This window comes from Roseomonas sp. CAU 1739, assembly GCF_039839775.1.
Classification (GTDB): Bacteria; Pseudomonadota; Alphaproteobacteria; order Acetobacterales; family Acetobacteraceae; genus Neoroseomonas.
Map to the genome: position 1 here is coordinate 83,766 of NZ_JBDOQQ010000003.1, position 18,187 is coordinate 101,952.

At 69.0% G+C, this 18,187-nt stretch carries 18 protein-coding genes; 9 read left to right on the forward strand and 9 right to left on the reverse strand.

Annotated elements, in window-relative coordinates; translation table 11 throughout:
- The first annotated feature begins 7 nt into the window (after window positions 1–7).
- The 9 genes from AAFN86_RS06620 (at window position 8) to AAFN86_RS06660 (ending at window position 7,091) form a co-directional block, all read left to right on the forward strand.
- On the forward strand, window positions 8–880 hold the full coding sequence (locus AAFN86_RS06620) for a D-amino-acid transaminase (protein WP_347542478.1): 873 nt from the start codon (window positions 8–10) through the stop codon (window positions 878–880).
- Complete coding sequence (locus AAFN86_RS06625) at window positions 877–1,293, forward strand: ester cyclase (RefSeq protein ID WP_347542479.1); 417 nt, start codon at window positions 877–879, stop codon at window positions 1,291–1,293. The genes AAFN86_RS06620 and AAFN86_RS06625 overlap by 4 nt, the downstream gene beginning before the upstream one ends.
- Window positions 1,290–1,940: an HAD family hydrolase gene (locus AAFN86_RS06630; protein ID WP_347542480.1), complete on the forward strand. Its 651-nt coding sequence runs from the start codon at window positions 1,290–1,292 to the stop codon at window positions 1,938–1,940. Before AAFN86_RS06625 ends, AAFN86_RS06630 begins: the two co-directional genes overlap by 4 nt.
- A gap of 92 nt (window positions 1,941–2,032) precedes the next feature.
- The gene (gene hfq, locus AAFN86_RS06635; RefSeq protein WP_347542481.1) at window positions 2,033–2,359 is read left to right on the forward strand and encodes an RNA chaperone Hfq; all 327 of its coding nucleotides are present in this window, start codon (window positions 2,033–2,035) and stop codon (window positions 2,357–2,359) included.
- Window positions 2,331–3,662 (forward strand): GTPase HflX, encoded by a 1,332-nt coding sequence (gene hflX, locus AAFN86_RS06640; RefSeq protein ID WP_347542482.1) that lies wholly within the window; start codon window positions 2,331–2,333, stop codon window positions 3,660–3,662. Before hfq ends, hflX begins: the two co-directional genes overlap by 29 nt.
- Window positions 3,659–4,486, forward strand: coding sequence for an inositol monophosphatase family protein (locus AAFN86_RS06645; protein WP_347542483.1), 828 nt, complete (start codon window positions 3,659–3,661; stop codon window positions 4,484–4,486). The genes hflX and AAFN86_RS06645 overlap by 4 nt, the downstream gene beginning before the upstream one ends.
- A complete protein-coding gene (gene greB / locus AAFN86_RS06650; RefSeq protein WP_347542484.1) occupies window positions 4,483–5,016 on the forward strand; it encodes a transcription elongation factor GreB in 534 nt (177 codons plus the stop codon). The genes AAFN86_RS06645 and greB overlap by 4 nt, the downstream gene beginning before the upstream one ends.
- Window positions 5,017–5,532: 516 nt before the next feature.
- Window positions 5,533–6,255: a THxN family PEP-CTERM protein gene (locus AAFN86_RS06655; protein ID WP_347542485.1), complete on the forward strand. Its 723-nt coding sequence runs from the start codon at window positions 5,533–5,535 to the stop codon at window positions 6,253–6,255.
- A gap of 380 nt (window positions 6,256–6,635) precedes the next feature.
- A complete protein-coding gene (locus AAFN86_RS06660; RefSeq protein ID WP_347542486.1) occupies window positions 6,636–7,091 on the forward strand; it encodes a helix-turn-helix domain-containing protein in 456 nt (151 codons plus the stop codon).
- Between the two features lie 263 nt (window positions 7,092–7,354).
- Here AAFN86_RS06660 and AAFN86_RS06665 read toward each other — a convergent pair whose 3' ends face one another.
- The 9 genes from AAFN86_RS06665 to AAFN86_RS06705 all read right to left on the reverse strand — a co-directional run bounded on the left by AAFN86_RS06665 (window position 7,355) and on the right by AAFN86_RS06705 (window position 18,183).
- The gene (locus tag AAFN86_RS06665; RefSeq protein WP_347542487.1) at window positions 7,355–7,846 is read right to left on the reverse strand and encodes a PEP-CTERM sorting domain-containing protein; all 492 of its coding nucleotides are present in this window, start codon (window positions 7,844–7,846) and stop codon (window positions 7,355–7,357) included.
- Window positions 7,847–8,330: 484 nt separating this feature from the next.
- Window positions 8,331–9,836 (reverse strand): exosortase A, encoded by a 1,506-nt coding sequence (gene xrtA / locus AAFN86_RS06670; protein WP_347542488.1) that lies wholly within the window; start codon window positions 9,834–9,836, stop codon window positions 8,331–8,333.
- Window positions 9,833–11,059 carry a TIGR03087 family PEP-CTERM/XrtA system glycosyltransferase gene (locus AAFN86_RS06675; RefSeq protein ID WP_347542489.1) on the reverse strand — a complete coding sequence of 409 codons (1,227 nt, stop codon included), beginning with the start codon at window positions 11,057–11,059 and terminating at the stop codon, window positions 9,833–9,835. Before AAFN86_RS06675 ends, xrtA begins: the two co-directional genes overlap by 4 nt.
- A gap of 9 nt (window positions 11,060–11,068) precedes the next feature.
- Window positions 11,069–12,112, reverse strand: a complete 1,044-nt coding sequence (locus tag AAFN86_RS06680; RefSeq protein ID WP_347542490.1) for a FemAB family XrtA/PEP-CTERM system-associated protein — start codon at window positions 12,110–12,112, stop codon at window positions 11,069–11,071.
- 10 nt (window positions 12,113–12,122) lie between these two features.
- The gene (locus tag AAFN86_RS06685) at window positions 12,123–13,016 is read right to left on the reverse strand and encodes an XrtA system polysaccharide deacetylase (protein ID WP_347542491.1); all 894 of its coding nucleotides are present in this window, start codon (window positions 13,014–13,016) and stop codon (window positions 12,123–12,125) included.
- Window positions 13,013–13,999, reverse strand: coding sequence for an AAA family ATPase (locus tag AAFN86_RS06690; RefSeq protein WP_347542492.1), 987 nt, complete (start codon window positions 13,997–13,999; stop codon window positions 13,013–13,015). The genes AAFN86_RS06685 and AAFN86_RS06690 overlap by 4 nt, the downstream gene beginning before the upstream one ends.
- An 11-nt stretch (window positions 14,000–14,010) precedes the next feature.
- Window positions 14,011–15,735 (reverse strand): TIGR03016 family PEP-CTERM system-associated outer membrane protein, encoded by a 1,725-nt coding sequence (locus tag AAFN86_RS06695; protein ID WP_347542494.1) that lies wholly within the window; start codon window positions 15,733–15,735, stop codon window positions 14,011–14,013.
- A complete protein-coding gene (locus tag AAFN86_RS06700; RefSeq protein WP_347542496.1) occupies window positions 15,728–16,672 on the reverse strand; it encodes an AAA family ATPase in 945 nt (314 codons plus the stop codon). Before AAFN86_RS06700 ends, AAFN86_RS06695 begins: the two co-directional genes overlap by 8 nt.
- Window positions 16,669–18,183, reverse strand: coding sequence for an XrtA system polysaccharide chain length determinant (locus AAFN86_RS06705; protein WP_347542497.1), 1,515 nt, complete (start codon window positions 18,181–18,183; stop codon window positions 16,669–16,671). The genes AAFN86_RS06700 and AAFN86_RS06705 overlap by 4 nt, the downstream gene beginning before the upstream one ends.
- Window positions 18,184–18,187 lie beyond the last annotated feature (4 nt).

Below are 18,187 nucleotides of genomic sequence, written 5' to 3' on the forward strand. Positions count from 1 at the left end.
GGCCCGCATGTCCCGCATCGCCTATGTCAACGGCCGCTACCGGCCGCAATCCGAAGCCAGCGTGAACATCGAGGATCGCGGCTACCAGTTCGGCGATGGCATCTACGAAGTCGTCCACCTGCATGCCGGCATGTTCATCGACGAGGACCGCCATCTCGACCGCTTGGAACGTAGCCTGCGCGAAATCCGCCTGCCCATGCCGATGGCGCGCGAGGCGCTGCGCCTGGTGCTGCGGGAATTGGCCCGGCGCAACCGGGTGACCGAAGGCCTGCTGTACATGCAGGTGACGCGCGGCGTGTCGCGTCGCGACCATGCCTTCCCGAAGCGTCCGGTGCCGCCGGCGCTGGTGGTGACGGTCAAGCGCATCCCGCCCTATCCGGCCTCGGTCGACAATTGGGGCGGGGCGGCGATCACCCAGCCCGACCTGCGCTGGGCGCGCTGCGACATCAAGACCGTCAACCTGCTGCCCAATTGCCTGGCCCGCCAGGCGGCCCGCGAACAGGGCGCGATCGAGGCGGTGCTGTTCGACCCCGACACGCTGATGGTCACCGAGGGGGCCGCGACATCCTTCTGGATCGTCGATGAGGAGGGGGTCATCCGCACCCCGCCGCTCGACCATGCGATCCTGCCGGGCTGCACCCGTGCGGCGCTGCTGGCGGAACTGGGTGAGTCCGGCCTGGTGGTCGAGCACCGCCCGTTCAGCCTCGACGAGATGCGTCGCGCGCGGGAGGCCTTCATCACCTCCGCCACCTCCTTCGTGAAGCCGATCCTGCGCATCGATGGCGCGGCTGTCGGCGATGGTGCGGTCGGCCCCGTGGTGCGCCGGCTGTTCGACATCTTCGCCCGCCATGTGCAGGGCGGGCTGAAGAACGCCGCATGACGCCGGGGGAACAGGCCAACCTCGCCACGATCCGCGCCTTCTACGCCGAGCTGTGGGAGCAGGGCGACCTGTCCCGGCTGCCGGCGCTGATGCATGACGACGTCGCCTTCCAGGGCACCTTCGGCCAGGTGATGCGCGGCCATGACGCCTTCGCCGCCTATGTCCGCAGCGTGCGCATGGCGTTTTCCGCCTATCACTGCGCGTTGCAGGATGTGCTGGCGCAGGATGATCGCGTCGCCGCCCGCGTCCGTTTCTCCGGCCGGCACGATGCGGGGCCCTTCCTGGACGCGCCGCCGAGTGGGCGCGAACTGGCCTGGGAAGGGGTCGGCTTCTTCACGCTGGAGGGGGGGCGCATCCGCCACCTCTGGGTGATGGGGGACATGCTGGGCCTGCTCGGGCAACTCAAGGGATGAAGGTACCTGCCGCGGTCCTGTGGGATTGGGACAACACGCTGGTCGATGGCTGGGCGGCGATCGAGGCCGGCCTCGCCGCCACCTTCCGCGCCTTTGGCATGCCCGTCTGGAACCGCGCCGAGGTGCTGGCCAATGTGCGCGGGTCGCTGCGCGACACCTTTCCCGGCATGTTCGGCGCCGATTGGGAACGCGCACGGGACATCTTCTATGCCGAGGTGACGGCCTGCCATCTGGCTGTCGTCGCCCCGATGCCGGGCGCCGTCGCCGCCGTCGCGGCCGCCGCCCGTGTCGCCCCCCAGGGCGTGGTGTCCAACAAGCAGGGGCCGCTGCTGCGGGCGGAAGCCGCGCATCTCGGCTGGGTGGCGCGATTCGGCGCGCTGGTGGGGGCGGGGGACGCCGCGGCGGACAAGCCCGACCCGGCGCCGATGCTGATGGCGCTCGAGGCGATGGGCCTCCGGCCATCGCCGGGCATCTGGTATGTCGGCGACACCGCGCTCGACATGCAGGCCGCGCGCCGCGCCGGTTTCGTCGCCGTGCTGCTGGGCGATGCTGGACATGATGGCGGCGTGGCCGCGGCGGCACCTGATCTGCAATTCTCGCATGGTGATGATCTCGCCCAGGCCCTGCTTTCGCTTGCCAAGGCCTGACAGGGCGGCGACAACGGCGGGGCCGGCGGCCGGAAATGGTTTTCGCCGGACCGCTGTCTGGTCGGTGACCAGCAAAAAGAAGGACCGGTCCAATGGCCGCCGAGAAGTCCCAGAACGTGCAGGACGTGTTCCTGAATCACGTTCGCAAATCCAAGACCCCCGTGACGATCTTCCTCGTCAATGGCGTGAAGCTGCAGGGGATCATCACCTGGTTCGACAATTTCTCGGTGCTGCTGCGCCGGGATGGTCATACCCAGCTCGTCTACAAGCACGCGATCAGCACCGTGATGCCTGGTGCGCCGATCATGCTGTTTGACGCGACTGCCCAGGCCGGTGCGCAGCCGGCGGCTGCCGGCGCGCCGGCCTCCGAGACCCGCATGACCCTGGCGCGTGAGGTGCCCCCTGCCGGCAGCGAGTGAGGAAGGCGGCGGCCAGCCCACCCGCGCCGCCGTCATACTGCCCTTTGAGAAACCGAGCCGCGTCGCCATCGGCGACGCGGGCGGCCATCGTGCGGCCGAGGCACGACTCGCCGAGGCGGTCGGTCTCGCCGCTTCGATCGGCGTGGCGATCGTCCATTCGGCCGTGCATCCGCTGCGCGAACGCCGCCCCGCCACGCTGATGGGCGAAGGCCAGGTCGAGATGGTCGGCCGCGCGCTCAAGGAACAGGAAGCCGACCTCGTCGTGGTGGATGCGGCGCTGACGCCGGTGCAGCAACGCAATCTGGAACGCGCCTGGGGCTGCAAGGTCATCGACCGCACTGGGCTGATCCTGGAGATCTTCGGCGAGCGTGCCGCCACCAAGGAAGGCGCGCTGCAGGTCGAACTCGCCCATCTGGAATACCAGCGCACCCGGCTGGTGCGGTCCTGGACCCACCTGGAACGGCAGCGCGGCGGCTTCGGCTTCCTTGGCGGCCCTGGCGAATCGCAGATCGAGATCGACCGCCGGTTGATCGGCGACCGCATCGTGAAGCTGAAGAAGGAACTGGAGCAGGTGCGCCGCACCCGCGGCCTGCACCGCAGCGCCCGCGCGCGCGTGCCGTATCCGGTGATCGCGCTGGTCGGCTACACCAATGCCGGCAAGTCCACGCTGTTCAACGAACTGACCGGCGCGGGCGTCTATGCGCAGGACCAGTTGTTCGCGACGCTCGACCCGACCATGCGCGCGATCCGGCTGCCATCCGGGCGCACCGCGATCCTGTCGGACACGGTGGGCTTCATCTCCGACCTGCCGACGCAGCTGGTGGAGGCCTTCCGCGCGACGCTCGAGGAAGTTGCCGCCGCCGACATCATCCTGCATGTGCGCGACATCGCCCATCCGGACAGCGCCGCGCAGCGCGCCGACGTGCTAGGCGTGATGGAGGAGATGGCCGAGGGCCCGAATGCCAGCCTCGAACCTGGCTGGCAGGACCGCATCGTCGAGGTGCTGAACAAGGCCGACCTGCTCGGCGGCGTCGAGGCGGTGGCGCGCCGCGCGCCCGGCGCCGTGCCGGTCTCGGCGCTGACCGGGGAGGGACTGGAAGAACTCCGCCGGTCCATCGATACGCGGCTGTCCGCCGGCATGGAGACCGTCGACCTTGTCCTGCCCGGTAGCGACGGGGCCGGGCTTGCCTGGCTGTACCAGCATGGCGAGGTGCTGGCCCGCGACGACCGGGAGGATGGCGTGCGCCTGACCGTGCGACTTTCCCCCGCCGACCGGGCCCGCTTCGAGGGCCGCCAGCCATGATCGGCGCCGCCCGGTTGGGCGAGGTCGCGGCCCTGCTGCGCGACGCCGCGCGCGCCGAGATCCTGCCGCGCTTCCGTCGCCTGGCGCAGGGAGAGGTGCGCTCGAAATCCGGTCCGCTCGACCTCGTCACCGACGCGGACGAAGGTGCGGAGCGAATCATCGAGGCCGGCCTGAAGCGGATCTTCCCCGGCTGCGCCGTGGTGGGAGAGGAAGCGGCGGCGGCTGATCCCGCCGTGATGGACCGGCTTGCCGATGCCGACCTGGCTTTCGTCGTCGATCCGGTGGATGGCACGGCGAATTTCGCCGCCGGCCTGCCGCTGTTCGCCACCATGGCCGCCGCGGTCGTGAAGGGCGAGGTGGTCGGCGCCTGGATCCATGATCCGCTGGGCGACGACACCGCCATCGCGCTGCGCGGGGAGGGGGCCTGGATCGCCGATCCCGAGGGCCGCCCGGTGGCCGATCTGCGTGTTGCCGCGCCGGTGCCGCTGGACAGGATGGTCGGCGCGATCTCCTGGGGTTTCCTGCCGCCGCCGTTGCGTGGGCAGGTGACGGCGCGGTTTCCGCTGTTCGCCGGGGTGGTCGGGTATCGCTGCGCCGCCCATGAATACCGCTGGGCGGCCGGCGGGCACGGCCATGTGCTGTTCTACAACCGGTTGCTGCCATGGGACCACCTGCCGGGCTGGCTGCTGCACCGGGAGGCTGGCGGCTTCTCTGCGCGCTTCGACGGCAGCGCGTATGGGCCCACCCATCGCGATGGCGGGTTGATCTGCGCGCCCGATCGCGAATCCTGGGAGGCCGTGCGGCACGCGCTGCTCGACCCGTGAGCGAGGATGACGACGACGGGGATGACGCCCCGCCCGGCCTGCCGCCCGGCACGCCCTTCTACATGACCCCTGCGGGCGCCGCCGCGCTGCGGGAGGAGGTCCGCGCCCTGTGGGAGGATGAACGCCCCAAGGTGGTCGAGATCGTCTCCTGGGCCGCTTCGCTCGGCGATCGGTCGGAGAATGCGGACTACCAGTATGGCAAGCGCCGCCTGCGGCAGATCGATGGACGGGTGCGCTTTCTGCGCAAGCGGCTGGACCGGGTGCAGGTGGTGGATCCGGCGGCGCAGGCCAGGCGCGACCAGGTGTTCTTCGGCGCGACCGTCACCTATGCCCGGATGTCGGACGATGCCGAGGTGACCATCCGCATCGTCGGCGTGGATGAAGCCGACGCCGAGCGCGGCGATGTCTCGTGGGTGGCGCCAGTGGCGCGCGCGCTGCTGGGTGCGCGGGTGGGGGACCTGCGGCGGATCCGCATCCCCTCCGGCACCGAGGAGATCGAGGTGGTGGCGATCGCCTATCCGGACGCCTGACGGCCGATAGGGGCCTAGCCCGATCAAGCGTGCTCCCTCACCGGATGTGGCTGTGCGGGATGGGTGTAAATTCATCCGACACAGGGCCCCATCCAGGGGTGGATTGGATCGCAGGCGGCCGGTGCTCGGCCTGGCGATGCCAAAAGCCCAGGGACATCGCGTGGCTGGCGGACCCTTGCCGCAGGCGGCCCGGGGCGGTTCAGGCGCCGTGGTCGACGGGTCCCCTACCGAAAGCCCGCCCGCCGAACCCGCCGGACATCGTCACCCGATCAAGTGACGCCGCCTGAAAGGGACCTGCGCCAGGCCCTTGTTTGGCGGCGGCAGCCGAACCGTGTCGCCTCCCCTTACGGTATCGATCCAAACACAAGGCTGTGAGGTATATTTCAGATTAAAATCAACGCTTTAGAAGAAATAGATGCGATGGCATACCGGTTGCTAACCATGTTGGCGGAGCGAGGGCGTTGGTTCGTCAGGGATCACGCAGGCGCCCAAGAACCTTTTGCCAAGGAGATGACCATGTCGTTCCGCACCCTCCTCACCGCCGGCGTCGCAGCGGTTTCGCTGTCCGCCGTGCTCGCCAGTGGCGCCATGGCGGCGAACATCCTCTCGACCACGCCGACCTGGACCGGCACGACGGGTGGCTCGAACATCGTGCTCAATGGCACCCAGGGCGTCTCGCCCGACGTGTTCACCACCGTCCGCTGGGGTGTCAGCCTGGGCGAGGGCCAGAGCGGCCTCGGCTTCGACGGCGCGCAGCCGCCGGCCGCCGTCGTCCCTACCGACACCAACTTCCTGCTCGGCACGCTGGTCCATTACAACAATCCGATCGCTGGCGGCAGCGCGGCCACCAGTGCCACGCTGGGCCTGGCCGTCGCGGTCGACAGCGCGAGCCCTGCCACGCAGAACTTCTCCTATCGGTTCCTGATCGACGAGACGCCGAACGAGACGCCCTGCGCCTATCCGTCCGTCACGCCTTGTGCCGACAAGATCACCTTCGAGAACCTCTCGAGTTCGCAGGCCTTTACCATCGCCGGGCAGCCCTACACCTTGGCGGTCGTCGGGTTCGCGACTTCGATCGGCGGCGCGATCACCGACAACTTCATCAGCCAGGAAGGCGGCACCAGCACCGCCTACCTGTATGCGAAGCTGACGGCGCCGGTGCCCGAGCCCGCCTCGATGGCGATCCTCGGCATAGGCCTGCTCGGCCTGGGCTTCGCGGCGCGTCGCCGCCAGGCCTGATACCACCCCGCAAGGGGCCCGTTGATGGGACGGCGGTGCCTGAAAGGGCACCGCTGTTTCCATGTTCAGTTCATGTCCGGGATCGGAGCCGGCCCGGGTGAAATCGCCCGGGCGGGTGACCATCCTCGCTCCAGCAAAACGATAGCGGTTTCACCCGCTTTGGAACCTCGTCGTACCAGCGGCCCATGGCACGGACCGCTGGTATCCTGCCGTTCCTGCCCTCATTCAGCGGCCCTCAGTTCTGACTCCCGAGGATTCCCCGCTGGCGACCGCTGTGATTCCCTGACGCGGGTACGGCGTTGGGAAATGGACGATGGTGGCGGTGGCGATTACGCGGCTGGAACTGAGCCCGGCACAGTTGCGCGCGCGAGCTGCAGCTGATGCGGACGCTGCGCGACTGGGTGCACCGCTACACTGCGGAAGGTCTGGCGGGCCTGTCGGACCGGCCCCGCAGGACAGGTCCGCGACGCCGGCTGTGCGTCGAGCAGGAAGCGCAGGTCACAGCCTGGATGGAAGCCGCGCCGGACTCGGTGGCGCATGGCGGCCTGATGGGTTGGCCTCGGACCGACCTGCGCGATCTGATCGCGCGCGAGTTCGGTGTCGCGTTCCACGAACGCAGCATCGGTGAGCTGTTGGCCCGGCTGAACTTCAGCCACATGTCGGTGCGCCCGCCGCATCAGTTGAGTGACGAGGCTGCGCTGGGTCTGGCTGGCCACCGAGCGGATCATCGACGCCTGTTGCCGCGCCTGGAACGCCCTCGTCCACGAACCACCCTGCATCTCCTCCATCGCATCACGCGCATCGGCACAGGTCAACAAAAGGGGCGATGGCAGTAGAGCGTGATGGCCATAGCTGCGCCGGGTCCTGAAACACGCGACCAAACAATAGGTTGGAGCGTAATGGTCGCTCGAACGTGAACCAATTACGCTCCAGCGAATCCTGCGTTCAGACTCCGGCCCTCGCCTCGCCGAGAAGGCTTCGAAAATTCAGAAAATGTCTGCAGGTTCGCAAATGCCGAAAGTGGCCCCAATGACGGGGCCACTCCGAGCAGAAGGCCAAACGAACAGTTCGCCCCGGCACAGTGGCCGGGGACAAGCTGTCAGGCAGCAGTACGCGAGCGGCGGCGGAGCGCGGCGAGGCCGAGCAACCCGCTGCCGAGCAGGATCATGCTGGCGGGCTCAGGCACCGCAACGGAGGTCACCGAGAAGGTCACGCTCGCGCCGGCCGGGCCCTGCGTCGTCAGGGCGAAGACGCCTGGCGTCGGGTCATAGCCGGTGAGGCTCAGGATGCCAGTGCCGAGCCCGTCGAGGCGCGGAATGTCGCCCGGGGTGTAGGAGAAGGACACATTGGTCACCGACAGGCTCGCCGTGATGGCGTTGCTGATGGCGGTGAACAGGGTGAAGGGCAGCGGGGTGGCGTTGGTGAAGCTCGACATCGTCACGCAGCCGGTGCAGGTGGTCATGCCGGCTGCGGCGAAGCTGCCGCCCAGCCCACCGATATTGGCTGGATTCGCGAAGGTGACGGACGTCGCGGTGAAGCTGTCAATCCCGTTGAGCGAGATCTGCGAGCCGACCGCAATGGGTGCTGCCATTGCTCCGCTGGATATTGCGATGGTGCTTACGGCCGCGAGCGCCAACTTCCGTAGGGAATGCATGTTACCCTCCTTAATCGTTCTGCCGACCCGCGCATGAGCGGTAGGTCTCCACCGATAAAGGCAATTCGCGTGCCATCAATAATCTTCTGCTAAATCAATATGTTGGCTTAGTCCGCTGTGCAATGATCCGCGGCCTGTAAAGTCCGGCGACACTGCGCCGAAGTCGCGGTCTTGGCGGAAGCGGCTACGGGCGCGCGGCGCGGCATCATGAGGCTCGGCTCAAGTCAGAACGAGCCCTGTCTGTCGGCTCGCCCGCACACCCGTGGTCACGGTCTGTTTGATGACCATGTCCCCAGCCGCTTCCCTGGCGGGCCAGCATCCAGGATGCGGCTGTCGGGTCCCCCAACGGCGGAGGATCTCGGGCGGTATCGGATTCCAGAATACGCCGCAGGCGCACCTGGCACAGCCCCCTGAGGAGGGATCAGCGCGGCCGGGACAAGGCGGCGGCGCGGGCCACAAGGTCGACACCTTGAGCCGCCAGCACCTGTTCAAAGGCGCCACGCACACGCTGCGGATCAAATGCCGCACCGGCCCCTGGTTGGAGGTCGAGCGCCACCACGACCGGGCTCGCATCGCCACCGCGGAGCACATTCCAGGCCTGGGTGGCGCGGTCGCGCAACCCCTCGCCAGCGGGCCGGCCATCGAACCAGGTGGCGACCGCGCGCATGCCGTTCTGCGACTGGCGCACCGACCAGCGGGCGGCGCCATCGTTCAAGGTCACCGTATAGCCATACTCGATATCGCTGCCGCCCAGGGCCTGGCGTCGGGCCGCGACGACCGCGGACCAGTTGGCGCGCGCGGGGAAGGCGATGACCCGTGCCGAGACGATCCAGCCGGAACATTGCAACCTGGTCCCCCCGGCCTCTGCGACGCAGCCATCCGGGGGGATGAGCCGCCCGGCCATGCTGGCGGGCTCGGCCCGCCCCCCGCGGTCGAGTGCCCATGCCACGGCCGGCCCAAGCGTTATCCCCAGCATGGCGACAGCAGCCATCGCTGCGAAAACGGTGCCACGCGGGCGGTCGATGGGCGGCGGCACGACCGAGGGCCTGGATGGCGGACTGCCATCCTGGCGGAACGGCAACCCCGCCAGGATCAGCAGCAGCAGCACGATGGAGAAGAACAGCCAGCCGTATAGCACGTGGTCCGCTTCGACAGCCGCCGCGGTGCCGCTGTAGTGCCCGATCATGACCAGGCCGAAGCCGCGGAGCCCGTTGGCGAGGATCGGCACCACCACCGACAGCACCATCACCACGAGCCGTCGGCCCGTACTGCGGAACATGGTCAGCGCGTAGAGCGCCCCGAAGGCCACCGATGCGATCAGGAAGCGCAGCCCGGCGCAGGCTTCCGCCACCAGGAACCGGCCGGCCGGGATCTCGATGACGATGTCATCGACATAATGCGGGATGCCGGTCAAACCGAGCAGGAACTCGATCATCCGGGCCGTGACCCGCTGCAGAACCGGCACGCTGAAGGCGCCGAAGGGCACCAGGAAGACCAGATAGGCGAGCGGCGCGGCCATCGCGCGCCCGAAACGCAGCCCGAGGATCGCGACGACCACCGTCACCGCAATGGCCACCGCCGCGAGCTGGCGCCCTTCCATGATGCCGAGCCGCTCCGCCACCAGCCAACCGAGGCCAAGCGGCGGCAGCAGCAACGCTGCCCGGAATGAGGGCGCTGGCACCATGCCCTGCAGCCGGCCCCGCCGCTGCCAGCCGAGCCACAAGGCGATCGGCGGGATCAGCCAGCAATGATTGTACGCCGTCGAGCTTTCCCATACGGCCACGGCCGCGGCGGCTTCCGGCGCGAACAGCGCGCCCCAGGCGGCCAGGGCGACGCCAAGCGCGAGGAGCGGGGCGGCCCAGCCAGTCGGCGGCATGATCCCCGCCTTGCCGGTCCGATCGGCGGTGCGGGGTAACATGGCCGTCATGCCGCCACCTCCTGCTGGCGAGGTGCCGGAGCATTCTCCAGCGCGGCATCAAGGGCGCGCAGCGTCACTGTCCAGTCATGCCCCGCCTCGATGGCCTGACGTGCCCGGGGACCAAGCCCGGGATGCCGGCCGGCGAAGACGGCGCCGATGGCCTCCACCCAGGAGCCCGCGTCGTCGGCCACGAGCAGATCGCGCCCGGCCACGGCATGGACACCCTCGAAGGCCTGCGGGGAGCAGATGACGGGGCGCGCCATCGCCATCGCTTCCAGCACCTTGTTCTGGATGCCTCGCGCGATCCGCAGCGGTGCGACGCAGGCGGTCGCCGCGGCGATGAAGGGGCGCGTGTCGGGCACCTCGCCGGTCACCGTCACGCCGGGCAGTTGCGCCAGCGCGAGAACGTCGGGGGAGGGCTTGGCGCCGACGATGCTGAAGGCGGCGGCAGGCCAGCGGGCGCGCAGCAGCGGCATCACCGCCCCGGCGAACCAGATGACCGCTTCGACATTCGGGCGGTAGTCCATCCGGCCGGTAAAGACGAGCGTGGCCTCGCCGCTCGCCGGAAAGGGCAGGGTCGGATCGAAGCGGCCAAGGTCCACGCCATTATCCACCCAGCCGATCCGCCCGGCGACCTCCGGGGCCAGGTTGGCGAAGCGCGCCGCTTCCTCACGCGAGACCAGCAGGGTGCGATCGAAGGCCGCGGCGGCACGGCGTTCGAAGGCCAGCAGGGTACGCGCCTCGCGCGCCCAGACCTGGCGCATCGGCGGCCGCGCACCGGCGGCATAGGCCCGCCACTTCTCGGAATCGACATCGACCATGTCGAGCACGCGGCGTACCGGTCCCGGCGCTGGCCCCAGGGCGTAGGGCGCCATCGCAGAGGAATAGGCGAGCACCGCGTCGTAGCGCCCCGCGCCGAGGCCCGCCCGCGCCCAGGCCGCCAGCCGGGCATCGCGAAACCAGCCGAGGCTGAGCGGCCGTCCCGGCCGCATGCCCATCAGTGCCCGCGCGATGCGTCCGCGATTGGGCAGCAGCGCGTGTTCCACCACGGCGCAGCGGCCGCGCAGCACGCCGAGATGCGCAAGGTCCGCCGGATCATCCACCAGGCAGCCGAGATCGACGTCCCAGCGATCGGCCAGGTGGTCGAGCATGTGCCAGGCGCGGATCTTGTCGCCCTTGTCCGGCGGGTAGGGGATGCGGTGGGCTAGGAACAGAAGGCGCCGGCGTCCCATCGGTTCGCCCTATCCGAGCCCGCGCACGAGACGCGGCCCGATGACATTCGCGACCGCGAGCGGCAGCCGCTTCCATGCCGCGATGAGCAAACGGTATTTCGGGTTGTTCGGATTGTTCTCCGGCACATGCGCGCCGGGGGCGAGGCGGTAGCAGTAGTGCAGCTCCTGCGGCGTGAAGCCCCAGTTTTTCTTGAAGGCGAAGGCGCCGGTGTCGATCTTGCTCCGCCCGAAATCGAAGACCGTCGCGCCGCGCTCGTGCCCTGCGCGGCGCATCACCTCCCAGTACATCAGGTCGTTGGCGGCGAGGCCGCGCGCGGCCCGCGTGCCGCCGCCGTAATAGGGCAGCACCTCCTCGCGGAAATGAAAGTTCAGCACCGCGGCGACAGGGCGTCCTTCATGAAGCACGGTGGTCACGTCATGCGCGCCGGGGAAGGCCTCGGCGAGCAGGCGGAAATAGCGGCGCGGAAACACCGGGGAGCCGAGGTTGCGCACGCTCTCCGCGTAGATCCGGTGAAGCCGGTCTATATCGCCGTCGGTCACCGCAGTCAGGCCGCGCGCGACGGCCTTGCGCACCTCGGCACGCTGCTTGCGCGGGATGTTGCGTGCGAGATCCTCCTGCTCGTCGCCGGTGATGGCGATCGGTTTGCGGAAGGTGAAATACAGCGGGGGCCGGGTCTGCCAGCCCTCATCGGGAACCTCCCGCCGGCGGAATTCCAGGCACGGCGCTCCAAGGCGTTCCTGCATCTGGATGGCATGGATGGCCAGCGCCTCCGCCGCCTCGGGCGTCGCGGCGACGGCGCCGCCATAGACGCAGAAGGGCGTGGAGGCGAGCAGGTCGCCGAACAGCCGCGTGCGCATCCGTGCCAGCGGCAGCACGCCGACCACCGCACCGTCCTGTTCGGCATAAGCATAGTGGGTGGCGTGGCCGAAGGCCTCGCGGATCACCCGCGCCCAGGGGCTGAGGTGGAAGAAGGTCGCCGCCGGCGATGCGCGCACGAAGGCATCCCAGGCGGGGGCAGCATGCTCATCGAGGTCGCGGATCTGGACCGCCATCACCGTGCCTTCAGGCGGCCGCGGCGCGGCGGGCCGGGATGCGGGCACCGGTGCCCGCGATCGCGCCGGCGAAGACCTCATCCATCCGGCCCCAGGCGAAGTCACGGAGCAGACGGGCGATGCGGGTCTCCATCGAGGCCTGGCGGGCATAGTGGCGAAAGCGCGCACGCGCCGGCGCCTCGGCCAGGCGGGGCTGACCGGGATCGATCTCCCATGGATGGAAGTAGAAGATCCCCGAGCGTCCCTCGACGGCATTGACCCGCTTCAGCGCCGCCCGGAACAGCGGATAGGGCGCCAGGCGGAACCAGCCGCCGCCGGCACAGGGCAGGTTGCGCCCCAGCGCCCGCAGTGTCGTCATCGGCAGCTCCGCGACGCCATCGGGGTCCGGTGCATGCGGGCCACGGGGCGCGTCGGGGGCGCCATACAGGTCGTGGCCCACCGGGAAGACCGAGCTGCTGTAGACGTAGCCTTCCTCGGCCAGCACCCGATGCGCCCAGGGCGTGATCGCAGCCCCGATCGAGAAGGTGGGTGCGCGATAGCCATGCACGGCCACCCCGGCGACATCTTCCAGGGTTCGCTTGGCGCGGCGGATATCGGCGCGGAAGCGCGCCTCGCCGATCGCATGGACCAGTTCGTGCCCCTGGCCGTGGCTCGCGATCTCGTGGCCCTGCGCGGCGATGCGGCGCAGCAGCGCCGGGTGGCGGTCGGCCACGCAGCCCAGGGTGAAGAAGGTGGCGCGCACCCCGGCTTCGGCGAAGCGCGCGAGGATACGGTCGGTGCTGGCCTCGACCCGCGTGTCGAAGCTGTCCCAGCGGTCGCGCGGAATGGTGCCGGCGAAGGCCTGCACCTGGAACCATTCCTCGACGTCCACGCTCATGGCGTTGCGGATGGGCGGCGGGGTCATCGACGCGCGCGCTCCACCGTGGCTGCGTCGAGCAGGTCCTGGATGCGACGGAAGGTCCGCTCGCGTCGCGCCGTCAGGCGTTCGAGATCGGCGACGCGGTCCTCGAGCTCCTGGATCGCTTCCTCGGTTGCACGCTGCCCGGGGGCCAGCTCCGGCGCCGCGACGATCTCGCCGAGATCCTGTTCGAGTTCGAGTGCTGTTGCCTCGGCAAGGTCGACCGTCAGCACGGAACGATGTTCGAGCGAGCCCGAGAGCAGGATGCGCGAGCAAAGCCGGTTGATCCGGCGGGGGATGCCGTCGGTATGGCGGTGCACCATGTCGAGGGCGGCATCCTCCCATGCCGGGTGGCCGGTCCAACCCACCGCGGTCATGCGGTGGCGCACGTACAGATGCGTCTCCTCCCGCGTCAGGCTGCCAAGGTGGTAGGCGGCGAGGATGCGCTGACGCAGCTGGTCGAGGTCGGGTCGCGCAAGGGTCCGGCGCAACTGCGGCTGGCCCATCAGCACGACCTGCATCAGCGCGCGCTCACCCTCGGTGACGTTGGAGAGCATGCGCAGTTCCTCGAGCGCCCCGACCGGCAGCGCCTGCGCCTCGTCCACGATCAGGATGTGGCGGACCCCGCGCTTGGAGACACCTTCCCAAAGCCGGTCGACGATGGCGCGCAGGATTTCCGCCTTGCTGCCGCCGGCATCGGCGCCGAAGGCGACGGCGACCAGGCGCAGCAGGTCGTCGGCCTCGACCTGCGTCGTCATCACCCGCGCGACGGCGTGGCCGGCCGGTGCGAGTTCGGCGCAGAGCCGTTCGATCAGCGTCGTCTTGCCTGCGCCGACCTCCCCGGTGACGACGACGAAGCCTTCCTGCTGGGCCAGGCCGAACAGAAGATGTGCATAGGCCCGGCTATGTGCGCGGCTGGCGTAGAACAGCCGCGCATCGGGCGTCATCTGGAAGGGGTGCTCGCGCAGCCCGTAGCAGTCGATCTGCATGCGCGATCCCTTCAGAAGGTCTGGCGCAGACCAGCCAGGATGACGGACTGCGAATATTCGCTGGCCGCCACGTCCGAGGTCTGGGTGCTGTAGATGAATCGTACGACGCCGCTCAGCCGGTCGTTGATCTGATGATAGAGGGCGGCGTTGGCATAGATCACGGTGGTCGCGGGCTGGTTGCCGTATTCGCTGCGCCCGATCTGCACGCCGAGGTTCAGCGCCGTGCTGGGCGTGAGTTCATGTGTCCAGGAGATGCCGCCGTAATAGCCGGTGGTCTGCGATATCAGGGTCCCCGGTGCGGCCGAAATCGGAATCTGTTCCTGGTAGTAGGCCGACAGGGAGACGCTGTCGCGCGGCCAGGACTGCGTCAGCGTCACGGCGCCGGTCTTCATGCGGAACAACCCGCTCTGAGCGGGGAAGAAGGCGTTGGCGTACAGCACCGGTGCGCCGGATTGTGAATCGACGGGGTTGCCGAGTTCGTCGAGCGTCGTGGTGGATAGCAGATCCTGCGCATTGGTCGCGCTCGTCGCGAGCTGCTCGACATAGCTTGCCGTGAGACGCGTGAAGCCGCCCAATTGCAGGCCGGCCTGGAGCGACGGGCTGTCGAAGCCGCCACGATGGCCATACCGCACCGTCAGGAAGCTCTCCGGCGTCGGCGTCAGGCGCGCACCAACGGACCAGATGGCGTCCTGGATGCGATTGGGATTCGTGCCGGCGTATTCGATGTCCTCGTATCCGCCTTCCAGCAGGACGGCGATCGTTGGCGTGATGGCGTAGCGCGCCTCCAGCGAGGCGACGTAGACATGTGCCCCGTCATAGACGCCGGTGCCTGAAAACACGGTTCCGTCGACGCGACCCTGCAGGGCCAGGCGGCCGAGATCCTCGCCGCTGCGCACCACCAGGTAGCCGCGATTGCCGATGTAGTCCTGGTTGTTGAAGGATGGCAGCGTGGCGCCGGGCTGGAACTGCGTGGTGCCTTCCTGCGCCGAGTATTGGAAGGCGTAGCCGAGCTGGGCGGTGGCGGCCGACCCGAAGCGGTGGACATAGTAGGGCGAGACCTGGAAATTGTAGTTCTGCACCTGGTCGTTGCGATTGACCGTCTGCACCCCCGACGGAACGAAGCCGCCCGAGCTCGTTCCCAGGCTTGCCGAACCACGCATATCGAGGAAGAGCCTGCCGGGGATGAGTTCCGCGAGAACCATGCCATTGCCAAGCTGCGCCACCCGGTTCTGGTCGGTGTATGTCGCATAGAGCTGGGCGGAGGGCGCGTAGTTGATGATGGCGCGCACCCGTTCGGTCGCGCCGTCTATCAGGATCGCCGGCGTGATGACGGTGTAGGCGTCGCGGCGCCGGTCGCTATGCGTCTGGAAGACGTTGTCGGTCGCGCCGACATCGACCGCGATGCTGGGAACGATGTTCCAGGCGCGGCCGGGATCGCCGGCGCCGGCGGCTTCGCTTGGGGCGGCAAAGGGTGCGCCGAATGGCCCGAGGCGGACATTCGGCGCGGAGGACGCTGCCCCCCCCGCCGTCATGCGCCCCGGCCCGGCGGGTTGCCAGGTCGCGAAGGGTTCAACCGGCGCGCCGAGCGAAGCGCCGCCCACCGGTGCTCCGACCGGTCCCGCCAGACCGCCACTGCCGCCGCCACCACTTTCCTGCGCGGCCAGCGGTGGTGCCGCGAGGCACAGCGCCCCGGCGGCCGCGGCCAGATGGCGTCTCAGGCGGGAACCATCAGGCATCACCGCCGCCGTGATAGCCATCATAGCCTCCATAAGCACCAAAGCTGTCACTGACGGTGAGGTTAACCTGATTGAGCAGAAGATGGAGCGTCGGACAGGCATCGACCATGTCGAGCGCAGCCTCGACCTCGCGCTGTTCGGTGCTCTCGGCCTTCACGACGATGACGACCTGGCCGACGACCGGGGCGAGTGTGCTCGGATCACTCGTCGCGAGGCAGGGCGGCGTATCGACGATGATGATGTGCTGCGGCATCGCCGCGGCGAGGCGCTGCAGCGCGCTGGCGAGCCGCGGGCCGGCCGGCTGGCCCTCCCGCGAATTGGGAGCGCCATAGGGCAGCAGGACGAGGCGATCGAGTTCGGTCGGCACCACGACCTTCGCCACCGGCATGGCAGTGTCGGTGGCATAGGCCATGAAGCCGGGCGCCGCGGCCTGGCCTGCCGCCATGGTCAGCGACCCCTGCTTGCCATCCGCATCCACCAGCAGCACCGGCCGGCCACTGGAACGCGCCAGCCCGGCAGCGATGTTGATCGAGCAGAAGGTCTTGCCCTCACCGGGGCGGGCCGAGGTGAACATCACCGTATCAGCGGGCCGGCCGTCCTGGAGGTTGCGCTTGGGAATACCGCGTAGCAGCTGCGTCTGGGCGATGGCAATCTCCTCGAGCACGCGTGTGCGGGTGGCGCGTTCGGCCGAGGCGACGAGGCCCGCCCCGATCAGGCTGGCCAAGGTGACCGGCGCGACCAGCGCCGGCATGGGGGAGGTTGCCGGCGGCGGGCGTGGCGCATCGCGAACGCTCTCGGGTGCTGCCGCCGGTGCTGGCTGGTCGGCTGCGCCCAGCGCCTGCGCGGCACGTTCGGCAAGATGCGTCTGCGTTTCCGCAAGGCGCGCCCGCTGAAGGCGTTCGACGAGATGGGGGCGCGGATCCAGGGGGGCGCTCATGCGATGAACCGCGCCACGCGCGCCACCAGGCGAGGCATGTCCGACAGGACGGCGCCGAAGGCGACGAAGATCATGGCGAAGGCAGCGGCGAAGATGACAACCGGCAGGATGCGTCGTGGCGTCGGCGGGGCCGAGATGCTCCCCAGCACCGACAGGCCCAGCCGGCGCAGTTCGGTCACCGAATAGAAGGTGCCGTCGATCTGCACGAGCAGGAACGCCAGGGCGATGCCCGCGGCGATGCCCGCACCCAGTGCGCCGGCCGCCAGCAGCGGACGGTTCGGGCCGACCGGGATGCTGGGCAGGGTGGGCGGGTCGACGATCTCAATCTTCACGCGGTCGGAACTGGTGCGCGCGGCCTCGCCGATCTGGATGGACTCACGTCGTGCCAGCAATTCCTCGTAGTTCCGGCGCAGCACCGTGTAGTCGCGGTCGAGATTGGTGAACTCTGCCTGCACTTCAGGCGCATTGCGCGCCATCTCGTTCATGCGGGTGAGGTCGACTTCGGCGTCGCGCAAGTTTCGTTCGAGCGATGAGATCTGCGCCTCCGCATCCACCATGCGCAGCGTCAGCTGCTCACGCAGCAGGGGCTGGGTGGGCCCCGCGGCACCGCCGCCGGCACGTCCACCGCCACCGCCGCCACCACCACCACGGCTCAGCTCGGCAATCATGTTGCGCGTAGCGACGACGTCGGGATGCTGGTCGGTATATCGCAGCCGCAACTGCCGCAGCTGCGCCTGCGCCTGGGCCAGTTCGGCCGAGCCGCCGCCACCGCCGCGGGCCGCCGGCGGCGCGGCATTGAGTGCCTCGATCTGCTGGCGGGTCAGCTCGCGCCGCGCCTGCGCGTCGGCGAGCTCTCCGCGCAGCTCCTGCACACGGGTCCGTGCGGTATCGAGGCGCGACGAATTGCCGTCGATCGCCAGCAGGTCACCGTAGCGGGCACGGAAATCGGCGCGCCGCCGTTCCGCCTCGCGCAGCTGTGATTCATAGGATGCGAGCTGCTGCGCGACGAAGTTGCGTGCCGTCTCGAGTTGGCGACGGTCGGTGCCGGTCGCTGCCTCGATGAACAGCGTGAGGAGCGTCTGCACCACGTCCCGGGCGACGCGTGGGTCATGGTCGCGATAGTCGATGGTGAACAGGTTGCGCGTCTGCGGTGTGATGCGGATCTCGCGGCCAAGATCGGTGATCAGCTGCTCGCGCGATTGCGGGCTGGTGATGCGCATGTCGAGATCGGTGCGCGCGACGACGCGTTCGAGGTTGGGCCGGCTGAGCAGAGTGCGCTGCAGCACGTCCACCTGGGTCGCCTGCGTGCCTTCCACCGCGATGCCGCGCAGCAGCGTGCCAAGGATGGCGTCGGCATCGGCGTACATCCGCGCTGTCGACATATACTGGTTGGGCAGCAGGAAAACGCCGATCCAGCCGGCGATGCAGACGAACCAGGTCAGGAGCAACGCCTTCCAGCGGTGCCGCCAGGCGGCGGAAGCGGACCGGTGGAGTTGAAGGGCAATATGCATGATC

What these genes read in the sequence shown, in the direction of transcription:
- AAFN86_RS06620 (WP_347542478.1), top strand. Translation starts at nt 8, where the DNA reads ATGTCCCGCATCGCCTATGTCAACGGCCGCTACCGGCCGCAATCCGAA.
- AAFN86_RS06625 (WP_347542479.1), top strand. Translation starts at nt 877, where the DNA reads ATGACGCCGGGGGAACAGGCCAACCTCGCCACGATCCGCGCCTTCTAC.
- AAFN86_RS06630 (WP_347542480.1), top strand. Translation starts at nt 1,290, where the DNA reads ATGAAGGTACCTGCCGCGGTCCTGTGGGATTGGGACAACACGCTGGTC.
- hfq (WP_347542481.1), top strand. Translation starts at nt 2,033, where the DNA reads ATGGCCGCCGAGAAGTCCCAGAACGTGCAGGACGTGTTCCTGAATCAC.
- AAFN86_RS06645 (WP_347542483.1), top strand. Translation starts at nt 3,659, where the DNA reads ATGATCGGCGCCGCCCGGTTGGGCGAGGTCGCGGCCCTGCTGCGCGAC.
- AAFN86_RS06655 (WP_347542485.1), top strand. Translation starts at nt 5,533, where the DNA reads ATGTCGTTCCGCACCCTCCTCACCGCCGGCGTCGCAGCGGTTTCGCTG.
- AAFN86_RS06660 (WP_347542486.1), top strand. Translation starts at nt 6,636, where the DNA reads ATGCGGACGCTGCGCGACTGGGTGCACCGCTACACTGCGGAAGGTCTG.
- AAFN86_RS06665 (WP_347542487.1), bottom strand. Translation starts at nt 7,846, where the DNA reads ATGGCAGCACCCATTGCGGTCGGCTCGCAGATCTCGCTCAACGGGATT.
- xrtA (WP_347542488.1), bottom strand. Translation starts at nt 9,836, where the DNA reads ATGACGGCCATGTTACCCCGCACCGCCGATCGGACCGGCAAGGCGGGG.
- AAFN86_RS06675 (WP_347542489.1), bottom strand. Translation starts at nt 11,059, where the DNA reads ATGGGACGCCGGCGCCTTCTGTTCCTAGCCCACCGCATCCCCTACCCG.
- AAFN86_RS06680 (WP_347542490.1), bottom strand. Translation starts at nt 12,112, where the DNA reads ATGGCGGTCCAGATCCGCGACCTCGATGAGCATGCTGCCCCCGCCTGG.
- AAFN86_RS06685 (WP_347542491.1), bottom strand. Translation starts at nt 13,016, where the DNA reads ATGACCCCGCCGCCCATCCGCAACGCCATGAGCGTGGACGTCGAGGAA.
- AAFN86_RS06690 (WP_347542492.1), bottom strand. Translation starts at nt 13,999, where the DNA reads ATGCAGATCGACTGCTACGGGCTGCGCGAGCACCCCTTCCAGATGACG.
- AAFN86_RS06695 (WP_347542494.1), bottom strand. Translation starts at nt 15,735, where the DNA reads ATGCCTGATGGTTCCCGCCTGAGACGCCATCTGGCCGCGGCCGCCGGG.
- AAFN86_RS06700 (WP_347542496.1), bottom strand. Translation starts at nt 16,672, where the DNA reads ATGAGCGCCCCCCTGGATCCGCGCCCCCATCTCGTCGAACGCCTTCAG.
- AAFN86_RS06705 (WP_347542497.1), bottom strand. Translation starts at nt 18,183, where the DNA reads ATGCATATTGCCCTTCAACTCCACCGGTCCGCTTCCGCCGCCTGGCGG.